At 63.1% G+C, this 21,770-nt stretch carries 15 protein-coding genes and 1 riboswitch; of the genes, 6 read left to right on the forward strand and 9 right to left on the reverse strand.

The annotated features are described in order from the left end of the window. Window positions 1-58: 58 nt before the first annotated feature. Complete coding sequence (locus tag JAB1_RS23770; RefSeq protein ID WP_175445114.1) at window positions 59-3,109, forward strand: heparinase II/III family protein; 3,051 nt, start codon at window positions 59-61, stop codon at window positions 3,107-3,109. Between the two features lie 21 nt (window positions 3,110-3,130). Here JAB1_RS23770 and JAB1_RS23775 read toward each other — a convergent pair whose 3' ends face one another. Continuing rightward, window positions 3,131-3,556, reverse strand: coding sequence for a hypothetical protein (locus JAB1_RS23775; RefSeq protein WP_034782927.1), 426 nt, complete (start codon window positions 3,554-3,556; stop codon window positions 3,131-3,133). Window positions 3,557-3,580: 24 nt separating this feature from the next. Further along, the gene (locus tag JAB1_RS23780) at window positions 3,581-4,489 is read right to left on the reverse strand and encodes a hypothetical protein (protein WP_070282034.1); all 909 of its coding nucleotides are present in this window, start codon (window positions 4,487-4,489) and stop codon (window positions 3,581-3,583) included. Between the two features lie 378 nt (window positions 4,490-4,867). On the opposite strand from JAB1_RS23780, the gene JAB1_RS23785 reads away from it, so the two are divergent. From JAB1_RS23785 to JAB1_RS23800, 4 genes are all read left to right on the forward strand, one after another. After that, the gene (locus tag JAB1_RS23785) at window positions 4,868-6,025 is read left to right on the forward strand and encodes an ABC transporter substrate-binding protein (RefSeq protein WP_070254187.1); all 1,158 of its coding nucleotides are present in this window, start codon (window positions 4,868-4,870) and stop codon (window positions 6,023-6,025) included. A gap of 85 nt (window positions 6,026-6,110) precedes the next feature. Then, window positions 6,111-7,001 (forward strand): branched-chain amino acid ABC transporter permease, encoded by an 891-nt coding sequence (locus JAB1_RS23790; RefSeq protein ID WP_034782923.1) that lies wholly within the window; start codon window positions 6,111-6,113, stop codon window positions 6,999-7,001. Window positions 7,002-7,008: 7 nt separating this feature from the next. Then, window positions 7,009-8,952, forward strand: a complete 1,944-nt coding sequence (locus JAB1_RS23795) for a branched-chain amino acid ABC transporter ATP-binding protein/permease (protein WP_070282035.1) — start codon at window positions 7,009-7,011, stop codon at window positions 8,950-8,952. Between the two features lie 10 nt (window positions 8,953-8,962). After that, on the forward strand, window positions 8,963-9,685 hold the full coding sequence (locus tag JAB1_RS23800) for an ABC transporter ATP-binding protein (protein WP_034782920.1): 723 nt from the start codon (window positions 8,963-8,965) through the stop codon (window positions 9,683-9,685). Window positions 9,686-9,749: 64 nt separating this feature from the next. Here JAB1_RS23800 and JAB1_RS23805 read toward each other — a convergent pair whose 3' ends face one another. From JAB1_RS23805 to JAB1_RS23835, 7 genes are all read right to left on the reverse strand, one after another. After that, entirely contained in the window at window positions 9,750-10,070 is a 321-nt protein-coding gene (locus JAB1_RS23805; protein ID WP_070254191.1) for a DUF2288 domain-containing protein, read from the reverse strand. A 51-nt stretch (window positions 10,071-10,121) separates the two neighbouring features. Further along, a complete protein-coding gene (locus JAB1_RS23810; protein WP_070282036.1) occupies window positions 10,122-10,823 on the reverse strand; it encodes an RES family NAD+ phosphorylase in 702 nt (233 codons plus the stop codon). Next, complete coding sequence (locus tag JAB1_RS23815; protein WP_070282037.1) at window positions 10,823-11,260, reverse strand: MbcA/ParS/Xre antitoxin family protein; 438 nt, start codon at window positions 11,258-11,260, stop codon at window positions 10,823-10,825. The genes JAB1_RS23810 and JAB1_RS23815 overlap by 1 nt, the downstream gene beginning before the upstream one ends. A 137-nt stretch (window positions 11,261-11,397) precedes the next feature. Continuing rightward, window positions 11,398-14,019: a S53 family peptidase gene (locus tag JAB1_RS23820; RefSeq protein ID WP_070282065.1), complete on the reverse strand. Its 2,622-nt coding sequence runs from the start codon at window positions 14,017-14,019 to the stop codon at window positions 11,398-11,400. An 83-nt stretch (window positions 14,020-14,102) separates the two neighbouring features. Next, window positions 14,103-14,189, reverse strand: a riboswitch (cyclic di-GMP riboswitch). A 275-nt stretch (window positions 14,190-14,464) separates the two neighbouring features. Beyond that, complete coding sequence (fos, locus tag JAB1_RS23825; protein ID WP_070282038.1) at window positions 14,465-14,878, reverse strand: fosfomycin resistance glutathione transferase; 414 nt, start codon at window positions 14,876-14,878, stop codon at window positions 14,465-14,467. Window positions 14,879-15,110: 232 nt separating this feature from the next. Beyond that, window positions 15,111-16,811, reverse strand: coding sequence for a single-stranded-DNA-specific exonuclease RecJ (gene recJ / locus JAB1_RS23830; RefSeq protein ID WP_070282039.1), 1,701 nt, complete (start codon window positions 16,809-16,811; stop codon window positions 15,111-15,113). Next, the gene (locus tag JAB1_RS23835) at window positions 16,808-17,854 is read right to left on the reverse strand and encodes a hypothetical protein (protein ID WP_070282066.1); all 1,047 of its coding nucleotides are present in this window, start codon (window positions 17,852-17,854) and stop codon (window positions 16,808-16,810) included. Before JAB1_RS23835 ends, recJ begins: the two co-directional genes overlap by 4 nt. 392 nt (window positions 17,855-18,246) lie before the next feature. Between JAB1_RS23835 and JAB1_RS23840 the strand changes: the two genes are divergently transcribed. Then, window positions 18,247-21,759 carry an SdrD B-like domain-containing protein gene (locus JAB1_RS23840; RefSeq protein WP_070282040.1) on the forward strand — a complete coding sequence of 1,171 codons (3,513 nt, stop codon included), beginning with the start codon at window positions 18,247-18,249 and terminating at the stop codon, window positions 21,757-21,759. Window positions 21,760-21,770: the final 11 nt, after the last annotated feature.

Here is a 21,770-nt window from a genome sequence, read left to right on the forward strand (position 1 = left end):
AATGTTTAAGCACCGCCGAAGCGGTGTGCCGTTCTTGCCCAGGAAAATGGCGCATGCCATGCTGGGCGCTTTTTGCCTGCTGGCCACTTCCGCGATGGCGCAATTGCCCGCTCCCATTAAGCAGGGCCATCCACGCTTATTCCTTAATCAGGCCAGCTTCGATGCGCTGAAACCGCAATTACCGAATCTGCCAGCCTCATTTCCCGCGGCAGGCGGCAGCATCAGCCTGGAGCTGTTCGCCAGGCGCAAGGATACTCTCGATAGCGTCAACCAGTCGATTTTTGGCGAATTCAATTCGAGCCGCAATGGCTTCTTTATCCGTCACGTTGATTCCTACGATAGCCCGGCCGGTGCGGTGGGGGAAAGCATCGGTTTCCAGGTCGGTTTCCAGGCCAATGGACTGGCCCAGTACCTGTCTGTCGCCAGGATCGATTTAAAACCCGATGTCTGGTCGAGCATCCAATTGTCATGGAATAGCCAGACCCATAAAATTGACCTGAGAGTCAATGGCGTTGTCGTACCCACGGGCTGGAGAACGGTCGACGGCACCGGCGCCACGCCACCGATGGAATGGCAGGCGGATGGACAGATAAGCAGGATAGGCATGCGGCGCAACGAAACCATGCGCAATTTCCGCTTGCTCGATGGCGGCGGTCAGGAATTGTGGCAGGCACCGGCGATGGATGCCTCGCTCAACAAGGCCTGGTACAGCTTCATGGAGCGTGTCAATGGCCGGGTGGCCACGATTCAGGCTTGCCCGCTGCTTCCCCCTGCCGGCGGCGTGCCTGACCTGTGCAACGTGGCCACCGGCAGCCGCGGCACGATTTATGAAAGTGCGCAGATGCTGGCCATGGCATACCGCCTGACGGGCAATGCGAAGTATCTGGACGGCGCCCTGAATTATCTCGACAAGCTGCTGGTGACAGCGCCCGTTGCCGGCGGCGAGTGGTCGATGGGCGGACGGGTGGGGGCCATGGGCATTCTGTACGACTGGCTGTTTGCCGAAACGGGCGCCCGCGCCGTTCCCGATGCCGTGGGCTTTGGCACCTACCGCGACCTGACGGCGCAGAGAATCAAGGAAACGATAGCCGCGGATACGGGCAAGGGGTACGAGAATCTGTTTGTCTCGATGTGCGGCTATCAGCAGTTGTATATCACCAGCACCAGTTTTGATTGCAAGAAAAAGCCCGTGTATGAACAGTGGGACCGCAGCGAATCAAAGCCTTCCATCGCCAATTTCTATATCAGCGGCCACCCGTTCAGCGCCGTCAACAATGTCACTGTTGGCTTGCTGGCCATCGTTGACGAGCATCCGGAAGTGTTGCCGATGATCGAAACGTCATATGCGCACTATGAAAAGGGCTTTCTTGCGGCACGCGCCCTGATTTCAGTCGATGGCGGCCACCATATGGGCTTTGCCTATGGCGTATCGAGCATCCCCGAGCGCCTGCTCCTGTGGCGCAGCGCGCTGGAAAGCACGGGGACGGCGCCCCTGTTGCAGGCCGACTGGCAAGCCAGGCTGATTTATCCGTACATCTACGGCTTGCGCCATGACGGAAGCTTTCCCGCCAGCGGCGATAATTTCACGACGCCGCTCGGCAGCACACTGATAGGACAGCTGGCGCTGGGCGCGGTCACGGATACGGCCGATGGCGTGGCCGGGAAGTTTTATCGCGAGCATGTCGTGGCATCGCGCAGCTCGCACGATGCCTTGATACTGGAACGGCTGTTGTGGCCCGTTCCACTGCCTGCAGCGCCCCTGGAATCGCTGGAATTGTCGCGCCATTTCAGGACGTCGGGCCAGGTGCTGATGCGCGATACCTGGGACTATGCGAATGCCACGTTACTGGAATTCAAATCGACGTCCTTTATTGCGGAAAATCACCAGCACTTCGACCAGAACAGTTTCTCGCTCAATTACAAGGCTCCGCTGCTGCTCGACACCGGTTTGTATGAAGAATATGGCAGCAGCCACTGGTGGAATTACTACACGCGCAGCATTGCCCATAATACGCTGCTGATATTCGACAAGAACGAGCGTTTTACGCGCGCCGATAGAGAATTCAGCAATGACGGCGGTCAATGGTTCTATGCGCCGAGACAGGGCTATCCGACGATCGAGGAAATCAGCCCTGCGGGCCCCAATGCGCTCGACGGCATTATCCGCTACGAAAATACGCCGCAGTACACTTACACCAGCGGCAACGCAAGCAAGGCCTATGCTTCCAGCAAGCTTGATATGGCCAACGGTTTTGTGCGCAATGTGCTGTTCTTGCGCTCGCCATCGTTCTGGGGCAAGCCGGTCACTGTCGTCTTCGATAGCGTGCGCAGCAAGCAGGCCTTGCCGGCCACCTTCCTGCTGCATATGGCAAATGATCCCGTATCCGCTGCACCGGGCCTGACGGCGCTGGGCAATGGCCAGTACCAGCTGGGCTACAGCGCAGGCCAGGAGCGCATCGTTACCATTCGCAATGGCGGCGGCATGCTGACGGCGCAGACGATCCTGCCGCTCGATGCCAGCGTGCGCAAGGTGGGTGGCGCGCAGGAAGGGGGAAATGGCTGCGCGCAGACCAATCTCGACACTGGCGAGGTTGCCGGCAACGGCGCCGATTGCCGTTTCACCGTGCGCCGGCGCCAGGCTGATGGCAGTTACCTGTGGCGCAATCAGACGCCGCTGGTCAGCAAACAGCAATCGTTGACCAGCGATGTCGGCGCCTGGCGTCTGGAAGTGGCGGCTCCTGCGGCGCCTGCCCTGAACGCGCCCGAGTACTTCCTGCATGTGCTGGCCGTTGCCGACAATGATGGCGGCACGGGGCCGGGCGCTGCGCCGAGCGCGACGCGCCTGCCCGCGGCGGTCAACACGGAGGCCCTGCTGCTGGGCGGACAGTTGCACGCCTTGTTCAACCGCGAAGTGGCTCCCGCGGCCCGCCTGGACTGGGTCTCCCCGCTGGCCGGCGGCGCCATCCTGGCGACAGGACTGAAGCCGGGCGTGCATTACGCGTTGACGTCTGCGCCGGCAGCCGGCGGCTACGCCTGGAGCCTGGCCGAAGCGGCAGATGGCGCAGCCACGCATCTGAGTTCGGACCAGGGTGTGCTCAGCGTCGATTAAGCGCGGCACTGGCCGGCGGACTCAGGCAGTCTGCCCGGCCGTTTCTTCCTTCTTCGGCTTGGCCCGCAGACTGGCCGCCGCCTCGCCGATGGCGAACGGGTCGCGCGACAGGATGGCTGCGCCCAGGTCGACCAGCCTGGCCGCGGCGACTATGGCGGCCTTTACGTCGGCGATGCGCTTGAGCTGTGACTTGCCCTTGGCGATGGCACCCTCGATATCGCCGCGCGCCTGCTCCGCGCCTTCGGCCGTCAGATAAATGCCATACGCGCGAAACAAGGCCACCATCTGGTCCAGGTGGTTTTCATATTGTTCCAGCAGCGCCCGCTCGTCCGGCGCCAGTGCCTCGCGTTCGCGGATGCGCAATTCCAGTACCAGGCTTGACGCTTGCGCCAGGCTGTCGGCGATGGCGTAGCTTTGGTCTTTCGTCAGTTCGGTCAGTTGGGCCATGGGATACTCCTGTGTGCGCGCCGCTTACCAGCGGGCGGGGGCATAGAACGCCGCTTGCCGCTGCAGCGCTTCGACGTCGCGTGAAAACTGCGCCAGCTGCCGTTCCAGTTCGGGCGCCTGCAGGCGGTCGAGATTGGCCCGCAGCGCGGCCACGCTGGCTTGCAGCGCGTCGACGGCGGCGACATACGCGGCGACGATCTTTTCCCGTTCCTGCAATTGCCGGCCTTCCAGATGCAAGCGCGTGCGAATGTAGTTGGCGGCCAGCGGTTCGCGCGGCGCGGCGTTATCGACGGCGCCGCGCAGCAGGGCCAGGTCGCGCAATTCATCCTGCAAGCTTGCGCGGTAGCTGCGCTGGGCATATTCCTTGAGCGCATTGCTGACGATATCGACGGCCTCCTGCTCGTCGAGCAATTCGCGCAAGGCCGATTTCTGCAGGCGCTGCGTGGCCAGGCGGCTCAGGTGCTGGCTCAATTTGACGACTTTCGACAGCTTTTCCGCATCGAGCAGGGGCGCGCCGCCGCCCGGCTGCTCCAGGCCGCCCAGCGCATCGCCGAGTCCGCCAAGCTCTTCCTGGTAGACGGGCAGCTTGTCATCGGCCAGCGCCGCCAGGGTGTGGGCATAGCGCAGCAGGAGGTCGTTCAGGCTGGCGACCGACGCTGTGGCTTGTGCGACGGCGGCGCAATCGGCGCGCGCCGCCTGTTCGCTGGCTTGCGCATCGAAACGTTCTGCCAGGATCAGGCGCTTGCGCATGGCCTTGTCCATGCAGCTGTGGACGCCGCCCGCCAGCATGGGTTCGAAGTGCAGCGACATCTTTTGCGTCTGTTCGGCGAAGGTGCGCACGGGCGCCAGGTCGGTGGCGCAGCCGCCCAGCAGCAGGCTGGCGATGATGCCAAGTAGCGGGGGGGAAATGAATGAGTTCGACGGGCGCGGCATATGGCCTCCATGCGGTAGCAGTGGCTGATTGGACCGGCGCGCACGCGCTGGCATGGCCGACGTTAGCATTCTGAGGCGTAGCAGTATTGCGCCAGATCAGCGTCCAGAGGAATCGCCGGGCTCGTCTGCTTGCCTGTCGCGTTTTGCCACAGGACTGTTGCCCGATGGCGCAAGGTGCGCCAATTTGCGTCATATTTTCCTTACAAAAGACTGACAACAGGCCTGCAATTGCGGCTTTTCCGCATGTTGCGACGCGTCATATGTAGTTGTTGCTGGTGCATGTTTACTCACCTACAATGATTTATCGATGGGGCGGTTATCCAGCGTACGACTATAAAAATAAGTGGCATTAAAAACGTTGTATCAGAGGAGATGACAATGAATTTGAAACAGAAATTGCTCGTGGCAAGTTTGGTTTTGGGTTTCTCGCAGGCGGCAGTCGCAGCCGACCCCATCAAGATCGGTGTGTCCGGTCCGTTTACGGGCGGTTCCGCGCCGATGGGCGTGTCGATGCGCGACGGCGTCAAGCTGGCTGTTGCCGAAATCAATGCCAAGGGCGGTGTACTGGGCCGTTCCCTGCTGCTGATCGAGCGCGATGACGAAGCGAAGAACGAACGCGGCGTGCAGATCGCGCAGGAGCTCATCAACAAGGAAAAGGTCGCCGCCACCGTCGGCTACATCAACACGGGCGTGGCCCTGGCTTCGCAGCGCTTCTACCAGGAAGCGAAAATTCCCGTCATGAACAATGTGGCGACGGGCTCCATCGTCACCAAACAGTTCGCCGACCAGCCGGAAAACTACATTTTCCGCAATGCGGCCAATGACACCATCCAGTCCGGCATGATCGTGCATGAGGCGGTCGAGAACCGCAAGTTCAAGAAAGTGGCGATCCTGGCCGACTCCACCAATTATGGCCAGCTGGGCCGCGAAGACCTGGAAAAGGCACTCGACAAGAAGGGTATCAAGCCCGTCGTTGTGGAAAAATACAACATCAAGGACGTCGACATGACGGCCCAGCTGCTGAAAGCCAAGCAGGCGGGCGCGGAAGTCGTGCTGACCTACGGCATCGGTCCGGAACTGGCGCAGATCGCCAATGGCATGGAAAAACTGGGCTGGAAAGTGCCGCTGATCGGCAGCTGGACCCTGGCCATGGGTAACTTCATCGACAACGCGGGCAAGAACGGCAATGGCACGCGCATGCCGCAAACCTTCATCCAGGATGCCAGCACGCCGAAGCGCAAGGCCTTCATCGACGCTTACGTGGCCGCCTACAAGCCATCGGGCGGACGCATGCCGTCGGCTGTCTCGGCCGCGCAAGGCTACGATTCCATCTACCTGCTGGCCGCGGCCTTCAAGCAGGCAGGCGGCACGGATGGTCCGAAAGTACGCGCCGCGCTGGAAAACCTGAATGAAAAAGTGGAAGGCGCCGTCACCACCTACAACAAGCCGTTCAGCAAAACCAACCATGAGGCGATCACGGCCGACCTGACAGTCTTCGGTGAAGTCAAGGACGGCAAAGTCGTCCTCGCGAAATAAGCCTGGCAGACATTCGCCGCGCAGTGGCCAGCCTTGAGGAATCAGGACTGGCCATTTTTTCATCTTTCGTCTTCCGGGGAATACCATGGAAATCTTCCTGCAGCTCGTCTTCAGCGGCATCGCGCTGGGCATGATCTATGCCGTCATCGCCTTCGGCTACCAGCTGACCTTTGCCACTTCCGGCACCCTCAATTTCGGCCAGGGCGAATCCCTGATGCTGGGCGCGCTCGTGGGCCTCTCCCTGGTGGGCACCATCCACGGCGGCCCTTACATGAGCTATCTGTTGATGATCCCCATCGTCATCGTCTTCGGCGCCTTGCAGGGCGTGTTTGTCGAATGGATAGGCGTGCGGCCCGCCATCAAGATCAAGTCCGAATTCGGCTGGATCATGTCGACCATCGCGCTGGCCATCATCTTCAAGAACGTGGCGGAAAATATCTGGGGCAAGGATGACCTGATGTTCCCGTCGCCGCTGTCGGCCGCGCCGTTCCAGGTGTTTGGCGCCAACGTGCAGCAGATGCAGGTGGCCGTCATCGTCGGCGCGCTGGCGATCATGCTGGCCGTCGAAGTGTTCAACCGCAAATCGATCTACGGCAAGGCCGTCGTGGCGACGGCCAACGACCGCGACGCGGCCGGCCTGATGGGCATCAACACGGGCATGGTCATCACGTTTTCCTACGCGCTGTCGTCGGCCACGGCCGCCTTTGCCGGCGTGCTGGTGGCGCCGCTGACACTGACGGGGGCCACCATGGGCGCGTCGCTGGGCTTGAAAGCCTTTGCCGTGGCCATCATCGGCGGCTTGACGTCGGGCGTGGGCGCCATCGTCGGCGGGCTGATACTGGGCATCGCCGAGACCACCACCGGCTATTACATCTCCACCGGCTACAAGGAAGTGCCCGGCCTGCTGCTCCTGCTGCTGGTACTGGCCATCAAGCCGTCCGGCCTGTTCGGCAAAGCCGCGATCAAGAAAGTCTGAGGACGACATGAACAAGAAAATCACCATGCTGGCATTGAGCGCGGCGGGCCTGGCCGTGCTCGCGCTATTCCCCATCGTCATCCCGAATCCCTACTATATTCACCTGGCCGAGACCATCCTGATCTACGCCATCCTGCTGTTCGGCCTCGATATCGTCGTTGGCTACACGGGGCAGGTGTCGCTGGGCCATGCGGGCCTGTTCGGCATCGGTTCGTACGTCACGGGCGTGCTGGTGTTCAAACTGGGCGTGTCGTTCTGGCTGGCCATCCCCGCCAGCATCCTTGGCGCGGCCGTGTTTGGCGCCATCCTGGCCTTGCCGGCCCTGCGCGTGACGGGACCCTACCTGGCCATGGTGACCCTGGCCTTCGGCACCATCGTGCAAATCCTGATCAATGAAATGAGCTTCCTGACGGAAGGGCCGATGGGCATCAAGATCCACAAGCCCGTCCTGTTCGGCCACAAACTGACGGAAGTGGAGTACTACTACATGGTCGCCGCGCTGCTGGTGATCTCGCTGGTGGTGGTGCACCGCATCCTGAAATCAAACCTGGGCCGCGCGTTCGAAGCCTTGCGCGACAGTCCCATCGCCTCGGACTGCATGGGCGTCTCCGTGTACCGCTACAAGGTATATGCCTTCGTCATCAGCGCCGGTTTCGCGGGCCTGGCCGGCAGCCTGTACGCGTATTCGGAAGAATACATCTCGCCCAATACCTACAACTTCGAGCTGACGATATTGTTCCTGCTGGCCGTCATCATGGGCGGGCGCAAGACGCGTTCGGGCGCGCTGATCGGCGCCCTGATCGTCGTCATGCTGCCCAGCCTGCTGTCGGACATCGAACTGTTCCGCAAGATCGCCGTGGCCGCCGCCGTGCTGGGCGTGATCGGTTCCGCCTTCATGCTGGCGAAAAAGCGTTCCACCGTGCGCGGCGTGCTCGTACCCCTGGTGGCCACCATCGGCCTGGCTGCGTATTCGTACAAGCTGGAAAACATGGTCGACTGGCGTTTGACCATCTTCGGCCTGATGACCTTATTTGTCGTGTACTACCTGCAGGACGGCATCGTCGGCTTCCTGATGAGCTTTATCGGCAAGGGCCGGCGCCATGTGCAAGCCGTCGCTTCGCACGGCGTGGCGCCGTTTGACCACGCCCAGGGCGGCCAACAGGGCGCGACCCTGCTGCGCGTGGACCAGGCCCTGATGCAGTTCGGCGGCCTGAAAGCCCTGAACCAGGTGGACTTGAACGTCACGCAAGGTTCCGTGCACGGCTTGATCGGGCCGAACGGCTCGGGCAAGAGCACGATGATGAATGTGCTGACGGGGATCTACAAGCCGACGGCGGGCAGGGTGGAATTTGCCGGCGCCGTGATCTCCGGCCGTACGCCGTCCGAGATCGCCCTGGGCGGCGTGGCGCGCACCTTCCAGAACGTGCAGCTGTTCGGCGAGATGACGGCCACCGAGAACGTGCTGGTGGGCTTGCACAACACCTTCAAATCGAACGTGCTGGACGTGATGCTGCATACGCCCCGCTACAAGCGCGAAGAGACGGCCGCGCGCGAGCGGGCCGCCAGCATCCTCGAGTTCGTGGGTTTGGCGGACCTGGCCAACGAAGAGGCGCGCAATCTGCCGTATGGCAAGCAGCGGCTGCTGGAAATTGGCCGTGCGCTGGGCCTCAACCCGCGTCTGCTGCTGCTCGACGAGCCGGCGGCGGGCCTGACGGCGCCCGACATCAAGGAGCTGATGGCCATCATCCGCAAGATCCGCGAGCACGGCATCACCATCATCCTGATCGAGCACCACATGGACGTGGTGATGGCCCTGTCGGACGTGGTGACGGTGCTGGACTTCGGCCAGAAGATCGCCGAAGGCGCGCCCGCGCTTGTCCAGAGCGATCCGAAAGTGATCGAAGCCTATTTGGGCGGCAGCGCCGAAACCCTGGCGCCAGCGGCGCACTGAGAGGAAGACCATGCTGACCATTAACAATCTGCACGCCGCCTACGGCAAAGTCGAAGTCCTGCACGGCATTTCGCTCGACGTCCCGAAGGGCAAGCTGGTGACCCTGATCGGCTCGAACGGGGCCGGCAAGACCACCACCATGCGCGCCATTTCCGGCATGCTGAAACCGAAATCCGGCACCGTCACCCTGGGCGGCAAGGATGTCACGGGCCTCGATTCGCACCGCATCGCCCGTGCCGGACTGGCCCATTCGCCGGAAGGCCGGCGCGTGTTCGCTTCCATGTCGGTGACGGACAACCTGCTGCTGGGCGCTTTCCCCCGCTTTACGCGCTCGCGCCCGAAAGGCGACATCAAGGGCGACCTGGACAAGGCGCTGGAACTGTTCCCCCGCCTGAAGGAGCGGCGCGACCAGCTGGCCGGCACCTTGTCGGGTGGCGAACAGCAGATGCTGGCCATGGCCCGCGCCGTGATGCTGAATCCGGAAGTGATCCTGCTGGACGAGCCGTCGATGGGCCTGGCGCCGATTCTGGTGGAAGAAGTCTTCCGCATCATCACGCGATTGAAGGCGGAAGGCGTGACCATGCTGCTTGTCGAGCAATTCGCAGCCGCCGCGCTGAACGTGGCCGATTACGGCTACGTGCTGGAAAACGGCAGCATTTCCGTGCATGGGCCGGCGGAAAGCCTGAAGAACGATCCGAAGGTGATTGCCGCTTACCTGGGCGGCGGGCACTGACACGGGCTGGCGCATTATCAAACTTATCACGCTGCGCCCGATGCCCGAGCGCAGCGTGCAAGCATCAATGTCTGGTCGGCTTTTCCTGCTGCACCAGAATGAAGGGGCTGACGACAACGGCCCATAGCGCGGCGTCGGCGGCCTGCCAGTCCAGCGCCTGCTGGTCCGACACCTTGGCGACCTTGCCATCGGCCATCCATTGCGTGATGGTGGCCTTGTCGTCGTGCGAGATGCGCACGGCCACTTCGACCAGGTCCAGCTCATTGGCGACCCAGACGACGTTGCCCTGGGCGAAGTGCTTTTCCAGCTCGCTCCAGGCCAGGCGGGCCGTTTCGCTGTTCACTTTGAGGCGCAGTTCGGTGTCTTTTTCAGGATTGGTTTGCATGCGAAATATCAGGTTGCGGTGAGTCGGGGGCCGTTGCGCGCTTGCGTTGCCTTACAAGGCTTCCACCTGCGGCGTCGGCGTACCCCGCCATGTTAACCGATAGGCGGCGCCTTTGCGAACATTGCCCACGAGGGCAGGGCGGAAGCAGGCCAGGTTGGTGCCGCCCGCCAGCCGGGTGCTGGGGAAGATGACGCCCATGGAACCGGCCTCGAGCAGGATGGCGGCCAGGTCTTGCGAAGCGATGTAGCTGGCCGGATCGAGGCAGGCCGCATAGCGCTCCTGGCCGCGCAAGTCGTGGAAGCTGGCGGAAAAATCGGCCAGCAGCGACTGGTAATTGACGCTGTCGTCGAAATAGTCGATTTCCTGGTATTCCACGGTCTTGTGGAAAATGATCTCGGCCAGCGCCGTTTTCATGTCGAAGGCACAATACCAGGCGCCCCGTTCGCCATCGTTGAAACGCGCCCCTTCCGGCCGGGCATAGGTGTAGGCGGCGTTGATGATGCGAAAGTGCGGCACGCCAAAAACCAGCTCGTCCACGCCAATTCCTGGCGCGCCGCCGTACTCGGCCACCAGGCGCGCGTTGGTCGCATTATCGAGCTCGAACAGCTCGCGCAGGTGCTCGTCGTCCTCGGCCAGGGGCGCCAGCACGGAGTCTTCCATGTCGGCGAAGCGCGAGGGGATCAAACGGCAAGTGTCGATCTGGCGCAAGGCGGCCAGCGGCGGCAGCTGTGCATGCGGGACGGTCGCCACCATTACAACCCTCCGCGGCGCGCATCGAGCAGCTTGCGCACCGTCTGCATGGCCAGCAAGCCGCCGGCCAGCATCTGCGACAGGGGTGTGCGGCCGCCAAACACGGGATTCTTGTTGGGCAAACTCACCCATTCGTCGGCCAGCTTGTCGCCATACAGGATGTGCAAGGCCTTGTAGATGCCCAACAAGTAGGAAATGCGCGTGATGCGGTCCACTTCCAGTACGCGGTCCGGCTGCTTCTTCCACTCGTAATAGGCGCTGCTGGACAGGCCGCCCAGCAATTCGCGTGCATCGTCGTCGCGCAGTTTCCAGGCGGCGGTCAGCTTGAAAAAACCCTTCAATGCCGCCTGCGACAATCGCTCGCGCTCGGCTTTGGCATTCAGGTCGACGAGCACGGCCGGCTCGAAGCGGCTTTTCGGGTAGGCGTAGGCGAGATTCATGGCATGTCCTTCGTTAAAACTCTGTATGTGGACTATTTATACTCCTTTTCCGGATTTTCTGCAACGGCCGCGCGCATGCAAAACGGGGCGCGCCAGGACAGGTGTCCCGGTGCGCCCCGTTGGCGGGCCGCGTTCGCTTATTTTGCCGTGACGGTGATGGGGACGTTGAGCTGCGCCGTCAAGCCGTTACTGTCCAGCGCCACGACCTTCAGCATATAGCTGCCGGTCACCGGCAGGGGCCAGCGGGCCGTGATGGTCATGCCGCTCATGGAAAACTGCATGCCCAGCGGCGCACCGAGGATGGAGATCCACAGGGCGTTCGCGCCCGGCGCCGTCAGCACGATGCTGCCGCTCATGGCCTTGCCGGCCACGCCCGTCATGGCGGCGGCGCTGATCGTGGGACCTGCGGCGGCGATTTTCACTGCGGCCACGGCCTGGCCCGTCAAGCCCGTCCTGGTATCTTTGGCGATGATGGTCACGCTGTAGCTGCCCAGCACGGGGCTGGCCCAGCTGACGACGCCGGCGGTGCTGATGGCCATGCCGGATGGCGCGCCCGACAGGCTGTAGGTGACGGGGTTGGGTGCCACCGTCGTGGCGGCGAACGACAGGGCCACGCCCGGCTTGCCGCTCACGCTGGCCACGGTCACGACGGGGGGCAGCGGGGCGGCGATGGCCACCGTATAGATGCCTTTGCCGCTCAGGCCAGTCTTGCTGTCCGTGGCGGTCACGGTGACGGCGTAGGTACCGGCCACGGGCGCGGCCCAGCTCACCAGTCCGGCGCTGCTGATGGTCATGCCGGCCGGCGCGCCGCCCAGCGTGTAGCTGACGGGATTGGGGGCGGAGACGCTGACATTGAACGCCAGGGCCGTGCCAACCTTGCCCGTGATGGCGCCGGCGCCCACGACGGGCGGCGCGACGGGGGTAATGACGATGCTGTACACGCCCTGGCCACTGAGGCCGCTGACGGTATCCCTGGCCACCATGGTCACGGCATACGTGCCCGCGACGGGGGCGGCCCAGCTGACCACGCCCGTGGCGGCGATGCTCATGCCGGCCGGCGCGCCCAGCATGGTGTAGCTGAGGGGATTGGCTGCGCTGGCCGAGACGGTGAACGACAGCGGCTTGCCGGCCGCGCCGCTGATGCTGGCCGGCGCCACCACGGGCGCGGACGGTGCCGTCTGCATGCCCGACAGGCCGGCCAGCAGGCTTTTCACGTTCGGCGTGCCCAGGCCGCCCAGCGGGTCATAGCCGACCCTGGCCGTGCACACGCTGCACGTGCCGTTCCTGCCGCGCGTGATGTCGGCAAAGCTGCTGGCGAAGGTGCCGGGCACGCTGGCGATCTGGCCGTACAAGATGCTGTGCGGCAAGCCGAGCGCCGTCTTCGCTTGCAGCGCGCGGCTGGCGTTGGCGATGGCGACCAGGCCGGCCCATTGCGGCGTGGACAGGCTGGTGCCGCCGATGCTGAGCCAGCTGGCGGTGCTGCTGCCGGGTGTCATCACGGCCGTGTACTGGCCCGTGGCGGGGTCGGCATTGAAGGCCACGTCGGCCACGTTGCGGCGCAGCAAGTTGGTCAGGCCGGGCACGCTGGCCGTCTGGTAGGTGGGCAGTGCCGTATAGGCGCTGATGCCGCCGCCCGTGCCGGACCAGGCCGTTTCGCTGCGCACGCCGCTGCCGCTGTAGCTGAGCGTGGTGCCGCCCACGGCCAGCACGTTGGACGACACGGATGGCCAGGACACGCCGCTGCCCGAATCGCCCGTGGCGGCCAGGTAGCTCATGTTCTTGCCCGTGAAGGCGCTGTCGACGGAAGCTGTCCAGTTGCCTTCGGCGGCGCCAAAGCTCATCGACACGACGCCAGGCCCCATCTGGTTGGCCAGGCGCACGGCGCCCAGCAGGCTGTTGATGGAGGCGTCGGGCGCCTCGATCAGCACGATGCGCGCCAGCGGCGCCGTGGCATGCGCCCACTGCACGTCGAGCGCGATTTCCATGGCCCAGCCCGAGTTATAGGCGGGCGCAGTGGCCGTCATGGTGCTCGATGGCGTGTTGTAGACAACAGAAAATTCACAGCCGCTGGCCGGGGCGGGCGGCAGGGGCAGGGTGGCATTCGTGGCGATAGCCTTGGTGGTGCAGCCGGGCAAACCGAATTTCTGGTTGAAGATGGCCAGTTCGGCCGCCGCGTTCGGGTTGTGCATGGCGTCGACGATGTAGATCGTCTGTCCCGCGCCCAGCTGGGCCGCCTGGGCTGGCGTCAGCGCCGTGCCGGCCGCCGGCAGGGCGGGCAAGTCGTAGGCGGCGCGGATTTGCGCGGGAGAATAGGTCGCCACCACGCTGCTGCCGGCCATGGGCGCGGCGATGTCGCTCGCGCCGCCGCCGTCCAGCAAGGGGGCTATATCCTGTGCCGCCTGTTCCGAGGCGGCGATTTTTTGCGCCGTCAGGCGGCGCGTGGTCATTTCCCGCATGGCGCCGGGCACGTTTTGCAAGTGCGGCCGCCAGTGGGCCGAGCCGCTGCTGTTGGCGCTGTCGCGCCCGTCAGGCGCATCGAGCAGGGCCGGGGCCGCATGGAACATCGGTTGCACCACCAGCGCGCCGACGGCGGGAGGGATGACTGGCACCTCGACAGTGAACTGTGTCGCGGCCGTGGCGATGGCGGCAGGCGGTGTCGATGTTTCCTGGCCGGGACCGCAAGCGGCCAGCAGCAGGGCGGCTGTGGCGCCCAGCAGCAGGCGCCCGTGACGGTGATGCGGGGGAATGTTTTTTTTCATGGCGAAACTCTCCGAGTTGGGCGAGGGCCACATCTCGACAATGCTTCCAGGCTGGCGCTGCGCGCTGGCGGTCCCGGCCCTGCATTGGCAGCCCCGCTGCCGTGGCGCTTGCGCGCGGTAGGCCGGTGGCTTTGCGTCCCCGCCTTTCGACGGGTTTGCCCTCAAAACTGATCATGCATCATTGGGAATTTCCTGATGCGTCATCGATTTTAGTGAATTTGCCAAATAAATGTTAACTATTTTAAATCAATATTTTTATTTATGCAATAAAATGTGGCAAATTTGCCTATGGATCGATGGAATCTTGTCAGCCTGATTAAGTCTTAAAAGCAAGATTATCACGGGTGTATCGAGGCGTGACGGTGTTTTTTTGCAATCACGGTGCTTGATTTTTTTGCGCAATAATGAATTTAACAAATTTAATGAATATACGATCTTGCCGCTCTCAATCCTCGAACACCATGCCCTGATACGGCGCTGCGCGGCAGGCCGCCAGCCGCTGCGCAAGGTTGCCAGCATGGGCTTCCAGCCGGTGGCCGTCCGGGTCGAGAAAATACAGGGATTCGCCGGCGCTGCGGTTTTGCTGCCATTCGGGCACGCCGGCGGCGCGCAGGCGGGCGGCAAACGGAGCGAAGTCGGTGGGCTCGATGGAAAACGCGTAGTGCGTATAGGCCGGGCTGGCCAGCGCGGCCGTATCCTGTCCATCCAGCGACAGGCACAGCCACAAATCCCCGGCCGACAGATACGCGCCCCTGTCCCAGCGCGCATGCAGGCGCAGACCCAAGGTGTTGCGGTAAAAGACGATGCTGCGCGCCAGGTCGCGCACGGACAGGGTGAGGTGGTTCAGGCCGGTCAACATGGGGCTGGATAGCTTTCCGATGGGGAAGGCATGTGTCGGTTATCGCCGTGATTTGATATCACTTTGTTCCACAGAAGTTTGAGATACAGCAATAAGGCCACAAACCTCACGGCACCTGACCAAACCGTAGCGAGCGGCGGTGATTTGTGGCCGAGAAGCGCAACCGTACTTCCAGTACGGTGAGCATCGCCGGCCGCAAAGCGCGACGCGCAGTAGGTTTGGGCCGGTGCCATCAGACAGGCTCGGCGTGCTCCACCATAAGTTGTACTTTGGTCGTGCCATTGTATTCATTCGCATCGAGCCTGAACGCGACCCGCGTGCGTTCGCCCAGTGCGTCCGTATGCCCGAACCAGATGGCATCAAAACGCACGCCGTTCTTTTCCAGCAGCAGTTTCAAATGGCGCTCTTTCAAGATGCGTTGGCTGACGACGCGGAATTCATCGCAAAAGACGGGCGGGGCGAAGCCCTGGCCCCACACCTGGCCATCCATCAGTTCGATGAAGGCCGTCGTGTAGTAGGCGTCTTCCAGCGGGCCGTCCGTTTCCACGACCCGCTCCAGCTGTTGCTGGCTGAGCCAGGCCTGGCCGACGGCTTCGAAGGCCTGGGAAAAGGCGTCGAAGGCGTCGGCGCGGATGGTGAGTCCAGCCGCCATGGCGTGGCCGCCGAACTTGTCGATCAGGCTGGGCGCCCGTTTCGACACGAGGTCGAGCGCGTCGCGCAAGTGGAAGCCGGGGATCGAGCGGCCCGAACCCTTGATCCAGCCGTCCGCGCCGGGTGCAAACGTGATGGTCGGGCGATAGAATTTTTCCTTCAGGCGCGAGGCGACGATGCCGATCACGCCCTGGTGCCAGGATTCGTCGAAGACGCTGATGGTGCTGCTGTTGGCCGGTTCGAAAGCATCGAGGTGCAGCAGGGCCGTATCCTGCATTTCCGCCTCGATTTCACGGCGTTTCAGGTTGATGTCGTTGAGTTGCTGGGCCAGCGCCCAGGCGCGGCCTTCGTCGTCCGTGACCAGGCATTCGATGCCCAGGGACATGTCCTGCAGGCGGCCGGCCGCATTCAGGCGCGGTCCCAGGGCAAAACCGAGGTCGAACGGCGTGGCGCTGCGCGCTTCGCGGCCCGCCACGCGAAAGAGCGCCGCCACGCCCGCGTGCATATTGCCCTTGCGCATGCGTTTGAGACCTTGCGCGACGAGGATGCGGTTGTTCGTATCGAGGCGCACCACGTCGGCCACCGTGCCCAGCGCCACCAGGTCGAGCAGGTTGTCGAGCTTGGGTTGCGTTTGCGCATCGAAGATGCCGCGCCGGCGCATTTCGGCGCGCAGGGCCAGCAGCACGTAGAACACGACGCCCACGCCGGCCAGGTGTTTCGACGGAAAACCGCAGGCGGGCTGGTTCGGGTTGACGATGACGGCCGCATCGGGCAGGATGTCGGCCGGCAAATGGTGGTCGGTGACGACCACCTGGATGCCGCGCCGGTTCGCCTCGGCCACGCCGTCGATGCTGGCGATGCCGTTGTCGACGGTGATGATAATGTCGGGCGACTTTTCGCGGGCAGTGAGCTCGACGATTTCCGGCGTCAGGCCATAGCCGTATTCAAAACGGTTGGGCACGATGAAATCGACGTTGGCGCCCATGGCGCGCAAGCCGCGGATGGCGACGGCGCAGGCGGTGGCGCCGTCGCAATCGTAATCGGCCACGATGACCATGCGTTTCTTGGCAGCAATTGCGTCGGCCAGGAAGACGCCGGCCGCGCCGATGTGCAGCAAGCCGGACGGCGGTATCAAGTCCTTTGCCTCAATCGACAGTTCTTTCGCGTCGGACAGGCCGCGCGACGCGTACAAGCGGGCCAGCACGGGGTGGATGCCACCCTGGCGCAGCAATTCGGATTCGCGGTAAGGGCAGGGACGGGTGGCGATGCGGGTACGGGTCATGATGCTTTCAACTTGTTCAGGGTAATCGCGCGCCAGAATTTGCGCTGCGCATGCTTGCTGGTGGTACAGGCTAGCCAGGCGTCGCGGTGGCTCAGCAGCAGGCGCAGCTGGCCCAGGCGGCCATCCTTGAGGGCCGCCAGCAGGGGTGCGAACCAGTCTGTTTCCAGCGCTTGCAACTGCTGCAGCCACATGCCCCATTCCTGCGCCTGCGCCGCTTCGGTCAATCCGCCCAGCACGACAATCGCGTCCTGTTGGCTTGCCAGCACACTGTTTGGACTGGCATCGCGCTGCGCCGGTTCCGCCAGCGCGGCCAGCCAGCCCGGCGCGTCCTTCGTATGCAGGCTGGCCGCGCAGCGCGCAGGTGCAGCCAGGCTGCCGCCCCAGATCCAGAACGAGTTGATGGCTTTCAAGCCCCGTTCTTCGCGCGTCGCGTTGACGGGATGTTCATGCCACAGCATCTGCACTTCATTCTGCAGGCGGCGCGCCGCGCGCGCATGCTCGCCTTCCGGCATCCACACGGACAGGTCTTGCGTGGTGGCGGCATCCGGCGTGGCGCACTGCAAATCGGTCCAGCCATCGGCGCGCATGAACCAGGTGCCCGCGTCGCCGTATGACAGGGGCTGGCCGATTTCGTCGAAATACGGGCGCGCCGTGTCGAACAAGGTGCGGCCATCGGCCTCGCTTAGCTTGAGCTGGCGCAAGTCTTCCAGGCTGATATGGCTGCGGGCGATGGCCAGGTGGGCCGGATGCAGCAGGAAGTAGCGCGCGCCCGGTTCCGGCACGAGGCCGTAGCCGCGCATGGCCTGGGCCGCAAAGGCCGCTTGCGCCGCCTCGCCATTGGGCGCGGGCGACAGGGCCAAGGCATGCGCCAGCCACGCTTCGTGCGGCAGCAGGCGGTTGGCATTGTCAAAGGTTTCTAAATTGCAATCGGAGGTGCGCGACAGCAGCGCCGCCAGCGCGGGCGCCTGCAAGACCTTGAGCAGGTCGGCAGCCAGTTCGGCATTGGGCAAGGCGAAGGGCAAGACGAGGGTAAGTTGATTCATCCCGAGATTGTAGGCGATTGTGGTGCGGGCCGAGAAGGCGTATGTATTTTCAGGCTTGTTCCGGCAGCAGCGGCGGCGCTGGAAATGCACAAAAATTATAAAAATTTTATTTGCGTTGATGGAAATTAATTTGCTTTTGAAAATATATTGGATATAATTGCGACAACTTAAATATCAGAAATACAATCACCCCCTGCTGCGTGGTTGCGTCGTCTGGCTCCTGTGTCCCTCGAAACTGTATACAAGATCTGCCGGCTTCATTTTTTAAACAAGTTCTTTCTTGGAAGCCCACCTATGTATACATTCGCCGCTTTGCGCGGCCAGGCTGATTGCGCCCTGGCCGCCCGTATTTCCGCTCCTGCCGCCGCCGTGGCATGCCGTCAGGAGGCCGCATGACTACGTACAATCTGTCGACCACGGTCCACGTCTGCGAAGACATCAACAAGAATTTCGATATCCGCGACCTGCTGATCCAGGCCGGCTACTCGGTGCAAGGCGAACTGAATATCAAGAATTTTACGGTTTTGTTGCCGGACGATACGGAATCGACGGAGAACACGCCGCTGTTCGGCATGCTCGACGCGGACACCGTGTACGTGCGCCCCGGCGACTGGGCCGCCAACTACAACGGCAGCTTCTCGACCATCCAGGTAACGATCGACAAGGGCAATGGCGACATCGTCCAGCTGAGCCTGCAAGTCATCATCGATCCCGTCAATGACGCGCCCGATGCGGCCGACAAGACCTTCACCCTGGTCGACGGCGCCAGCGTCGTGCTGAGCGAAAGCGATTTCGGCTTCCACGACGACGTCGAGAACAACGGCTTCAAGTCCGTCGTCATCACCAATACCACCACGGCGGGCCAGGTCTTGCTGAATGGCGTGGCCGTCGCGGTGGGCACGGAAATTTCCATCGACGATATCCGCGCGGGCCACCTGGTCTTCGTGCCGAGCCAGACCGTCGCCGGCGACTTCGACCTCGGTTTCAAGGTGCGCGATGATGGCGGCACGGAAGGCTGCAATGCGCAAGACCTGAGCCTGGCGCCCCATTACCTGACCTTCAAGGTGCCGATGGCCCACCTGGGCGATTTCGTGTGGGAAGACAAGAATGCCAACGGCGTGCAGGACGCGGGCGAGGCCGGCATCGCCAATGTAGTCGTGCAACTCAAGGATACGGCCGGCAATGTGGTGGCCTCCACCACGACGGACGCGACCGGCGGCTACCACTTCGACGTCAATCCGGGCACCTATTCGGTGACCGTGGTGGCGCCCGCCGGCTATGTGCCGACGGCAGCGAACCAGGGCGGCGATACGGGCAAGGACAGCAATATCGATGCCAGCGGCAAGATGGCGCCCGTCACCCTGGCGCCGGGCGAGACCAACCTGACCCTCGATGCGGGCCTGTACCGCACGGCCGAGCTGGGCGACCGGGTCTGGTTCGATACCAACAAGAATGGCGTGCAGGATGCGGGTGAAGCGGGCGCCGCAGGTGTGAAAGTAACCTTGCTCGATGCGTCGGGCAACGCCGTCGGCAGCCCGCTCGTCACGGATGCGAATGGCAACTATTTGTTCACGAATCTGAAGCCGGGCGCCTACAGCGTGCAGTTCGATAAAACCACCTTGCCAGCCGGCTACGCTTTTACGGGCCAGGACCAGGGCGGCGACGACCAGCGCGATTCCGATGCCAGCGCCATCGATGGCAAGACGGCGCAAGTGCTGCTTGCTTCCGGTGACAGCAACCATAGCCTGGATGCGGGCATCGTTGCGCTGCCGGCCTCCCTGGGCGACCGCGTCTGGCATGATGCCAACTTGAACGGCGTGCAGGATGCGGGCGAAGCCGGCATCGGCGGCGTCACGGTGCAGCTGAAAAACGCGGCCGGCAGCGTGATCGGCTCGACCTTGACGGACGCCACCGGCTATTACAACTTCAATGTCGATCCGGGTACGTATTCGATCGCCGTCGTCGCGCCGCCAGGCTATTTGACCACGGTCAAGGACGCGGGCGGCAATGATGCGCTCGACAGCGACATCAATGCCGCAGGCCAGAGCGGCCTGGTGACGGTTGCCGCCGGCCAGAACTACAAGGATCTGGATGCGGGCTTGTACAAAACGGCTGCCATTGGCGACCGCGTGTGGTTTGACGCCAACGGCAACGGCACGCAGGATGCGGGCGAAGCGGGTGTCGGCGGCGTGAAAGTCAATCTGTACAACGCCTCGGGTGCCGTGGTGGCCAGCGCCACCACGGATGCCAGTGGCAACTACCTGTTCAGCAATCTGGTCCCCGGCAATTACTATCTGGGCTTCGTGCCACCGGCCGGCTATACCTTCACCAAGGCGGATGTGGGCGGCTACGCCACCGATTCGGATGTCAATCCGGCCACCGGCCTTACGACTACCTGGATCGCGCTGAAATCGGGCGACGTCCAGCTGGAGTGGGATGCCGGCCTGGTCAAATGCGCGCCTGTCACCGGCAGCATCGGCGACCGCGTGTGGGAAGACAATAACTACAACGGCGTGCAGGATGCGGGCGAACTGGGCGTGGCGGGCGTGAAGGTCAACCTGCTCAATGCCAGTAACCAGATCATCGCCACGACAACGACGAATGCCAGTGGCAATTATCTGTTCGACAAGCTGGTCGCCGGCGGCTACAAGGTGGAAGTCGTCCGTCCATCGGGTTTCTATTACACCAAGGCCAATGTGGGCAGCGACACGGCCGATTCCGACGTCGATACGAGCACGGGGCGTTCCGGCCTGATCAACCTGGCCGCCGGCCAGAACGACATGAGCTGGGATGCGGGCATCTACCGCAAGGCCAGCCTGGGCGACAAGGTATGGCGCGACGCCGACCATGATGGCGTGCAGGACTACAACGAGGCAGGCATCGCCAACATCAAGGTGCAGTTGTACTCCGGCAGCGGCGCTTTGCTGGCCACCACCTACACGAATGCCAGCGGCAACTATCTGTTCAGCAACCTCGATCCGGGCAGCTATTCGCTCAAGTTCGACAAGTCGGGCGTGTACCACGCCGGCTACGCCATGGACAGCTGGCGCTGGGGCGTGAAGAACGTGGGCAGCAATGACAACATCGATTCCGACGTCAACAGCAACGGCACCCTGGCCAACGTGGTCTACACGGACATCCTGAAGCTGGCATCGGGCCAGAACGACATGAGCTGGGATGCGGCCATCACGCCCATCGTCATCGACCTCAACGGTGACGGCGTGCACACGATCGCCCGCGCCGACTTCCACGGCAGCTTCGACTTGCTGGGCACGGGCAGCGCCATCCAGACGGGCTGGGTCTCGGCCCAGGACGGCTTGCTGGCCATCGACAGCAATGGCAATGGCAAGATCGACAATATCTCGGAACTGTTCGGCGGCAACGAGAAGGGCACGGGCTTTGCCAAGCTGTCCAGCTATGACTCGAACGGCGACGGCGTGGTCGATGCGCACGATGACAAGTTTGCCGAATTGCGCATCTGGCGCGACGCCAACAGCAATGGCGTGACGGACGATGGCGAGCTGATGTCGCTGCACGACGCCGGCGTGGCCAGCCTGACGGTGAGCTACACGGAACTGCCGTTCCTCGACGCCAACAGTAATCTGCACCTCGAGCGCAGCAGCGCCACCCTGGCCGACGGCAAGACGGTCGACATGACGGACGTGTATTTCAACGTCGACGCCAAGGATGCGGCCAAGGCCGGCATCACCTTGCCGAGCATGGCCGACCTGCTGCGCGACGACAGCACGCTCGACGTGGTGCTGGGCCAGGACGGCACGGTCAACACGGTCGCTGCCGCCCCGGCGGCTCCGGCCGCCGAAGCCCAGGCCCAGTGCGAGATGGCCGAAGCCTTGCGCCGCGCCATGGCCCATGCGAATGCCCAGCCCCAGGAAATGGCTGCCTGATGTCCCTTGCC

Origin of the sequence: Janthinobacterium sp. MP5059B (genome assembly GCF_001758645.1) — a bacterium.
GTDB lineage: Bacteria > Pseudomonadota > Gammaproteobacteria > Burkholderiales > Burkholderiaceae_D > Janthinobacterium > Janthinobacterium lividum.

Coding starts and splice junctions, on each gene's coding strand:
- JAB1_RS23810 (WP_070282036.1), bottom strand. CDS start 10,823: ATGGTGGCGACCGTCCCGCATGCACAGCTGCCGCCGCTGGCCGCCTTG.
- JAB1_RS23815 (WP_070282037.1), bottom strand. CDS start 11,260: ATGAATCTCGCCTACGCCTACCCGAAAAGCCGCTTCGAGCCGGCCGTG.
- recJ (WP_070282039.1), bottom strand. CDS start 16,811: ATGACCCGTACCCGCATCGCCACCCGTCCCTGCCCTTACCGCGAATCC.
- JAB1_RS23835 (WP_070282066.1), bottom strand. CDS start 17,854: ATGAATCAACTTACCCTCGTCTTGCCCTTCGCCTTGCCCAATGCCGAA.
- JAB1_RS23800 (WP_034782920.1), top strand. CDS start 8,963: ATGCTGACCATTAACAATCTGCACGCCGCCTACGGCAAAGTCGAAGTC.
- fos (WP_070282038.1), bottom strand. CDS start 14,878: ATGTTGACCGGCCTGAACCACCTCACCCTGTCCGTGCGCGACCTGGCG.
- JAB1_RS23785 (WP_070254187.1), top strand. CDS start 4,868: ATGAATTTGAAACAGAAATTGCTCGTGGCAAGTTTGGTTTTGGGTTTC.
- JAB1_RS23795 (WP_070282035.1), top strand. CDS start 7,009: ATGAACAAGAAAATCACCATGCTGGCATTGAGCGCGGCGGGCCTGGCC.
- JAB1_RS23780 (WP_070282034.1), bottom strand. CDS start 4,489: ATGCCGCGCCCGTCGAACTCATTCATTTCCCCCCCGCTACTTGGCATC.
- JAB1_RS23790 (WP_034782923.1), top strand. CDS start 6,111: ATGGAAATCTTCCTGCAGCTCGTCTTCAGCGGCATCGCGCTGGGCATG.
- JAB1_RS23770 (WP_175445114.1), top strand. CDS start 59: ATGCTGGGCGCTTTTTGCCTGCTGGCCACTTCCGCGATGGCGCAATTG.
- JAB1_RS23840 (WP_070282040.1), top strand. CDS start 18,247: ATGACTACGTACAATCTGTCGACCACGGTCCACGTCTGCGAAGACATC.
- JAB1_RS23820 (WP_070282065.1), bottom strand. CDS start 14,019: ATGAAAAAAAACATTCCCCCGCATCACCGTCACGGGCGCCTGCTGCTG.
- JAB1_RS23775 (WP_034782927.1), bottom strand. CDS start 3,556: ATGGCCCAACTGACCGAACTGACGAAAGACCAAAGCTACGCCATCGCC.
- JAB1_RS23805 (WP_070254191.1), bottom strand. CDS start 10,070: ATGCAAACCAATCCTGAAAAAGACACCGAACTGCGCCTCAAAGTGAAC.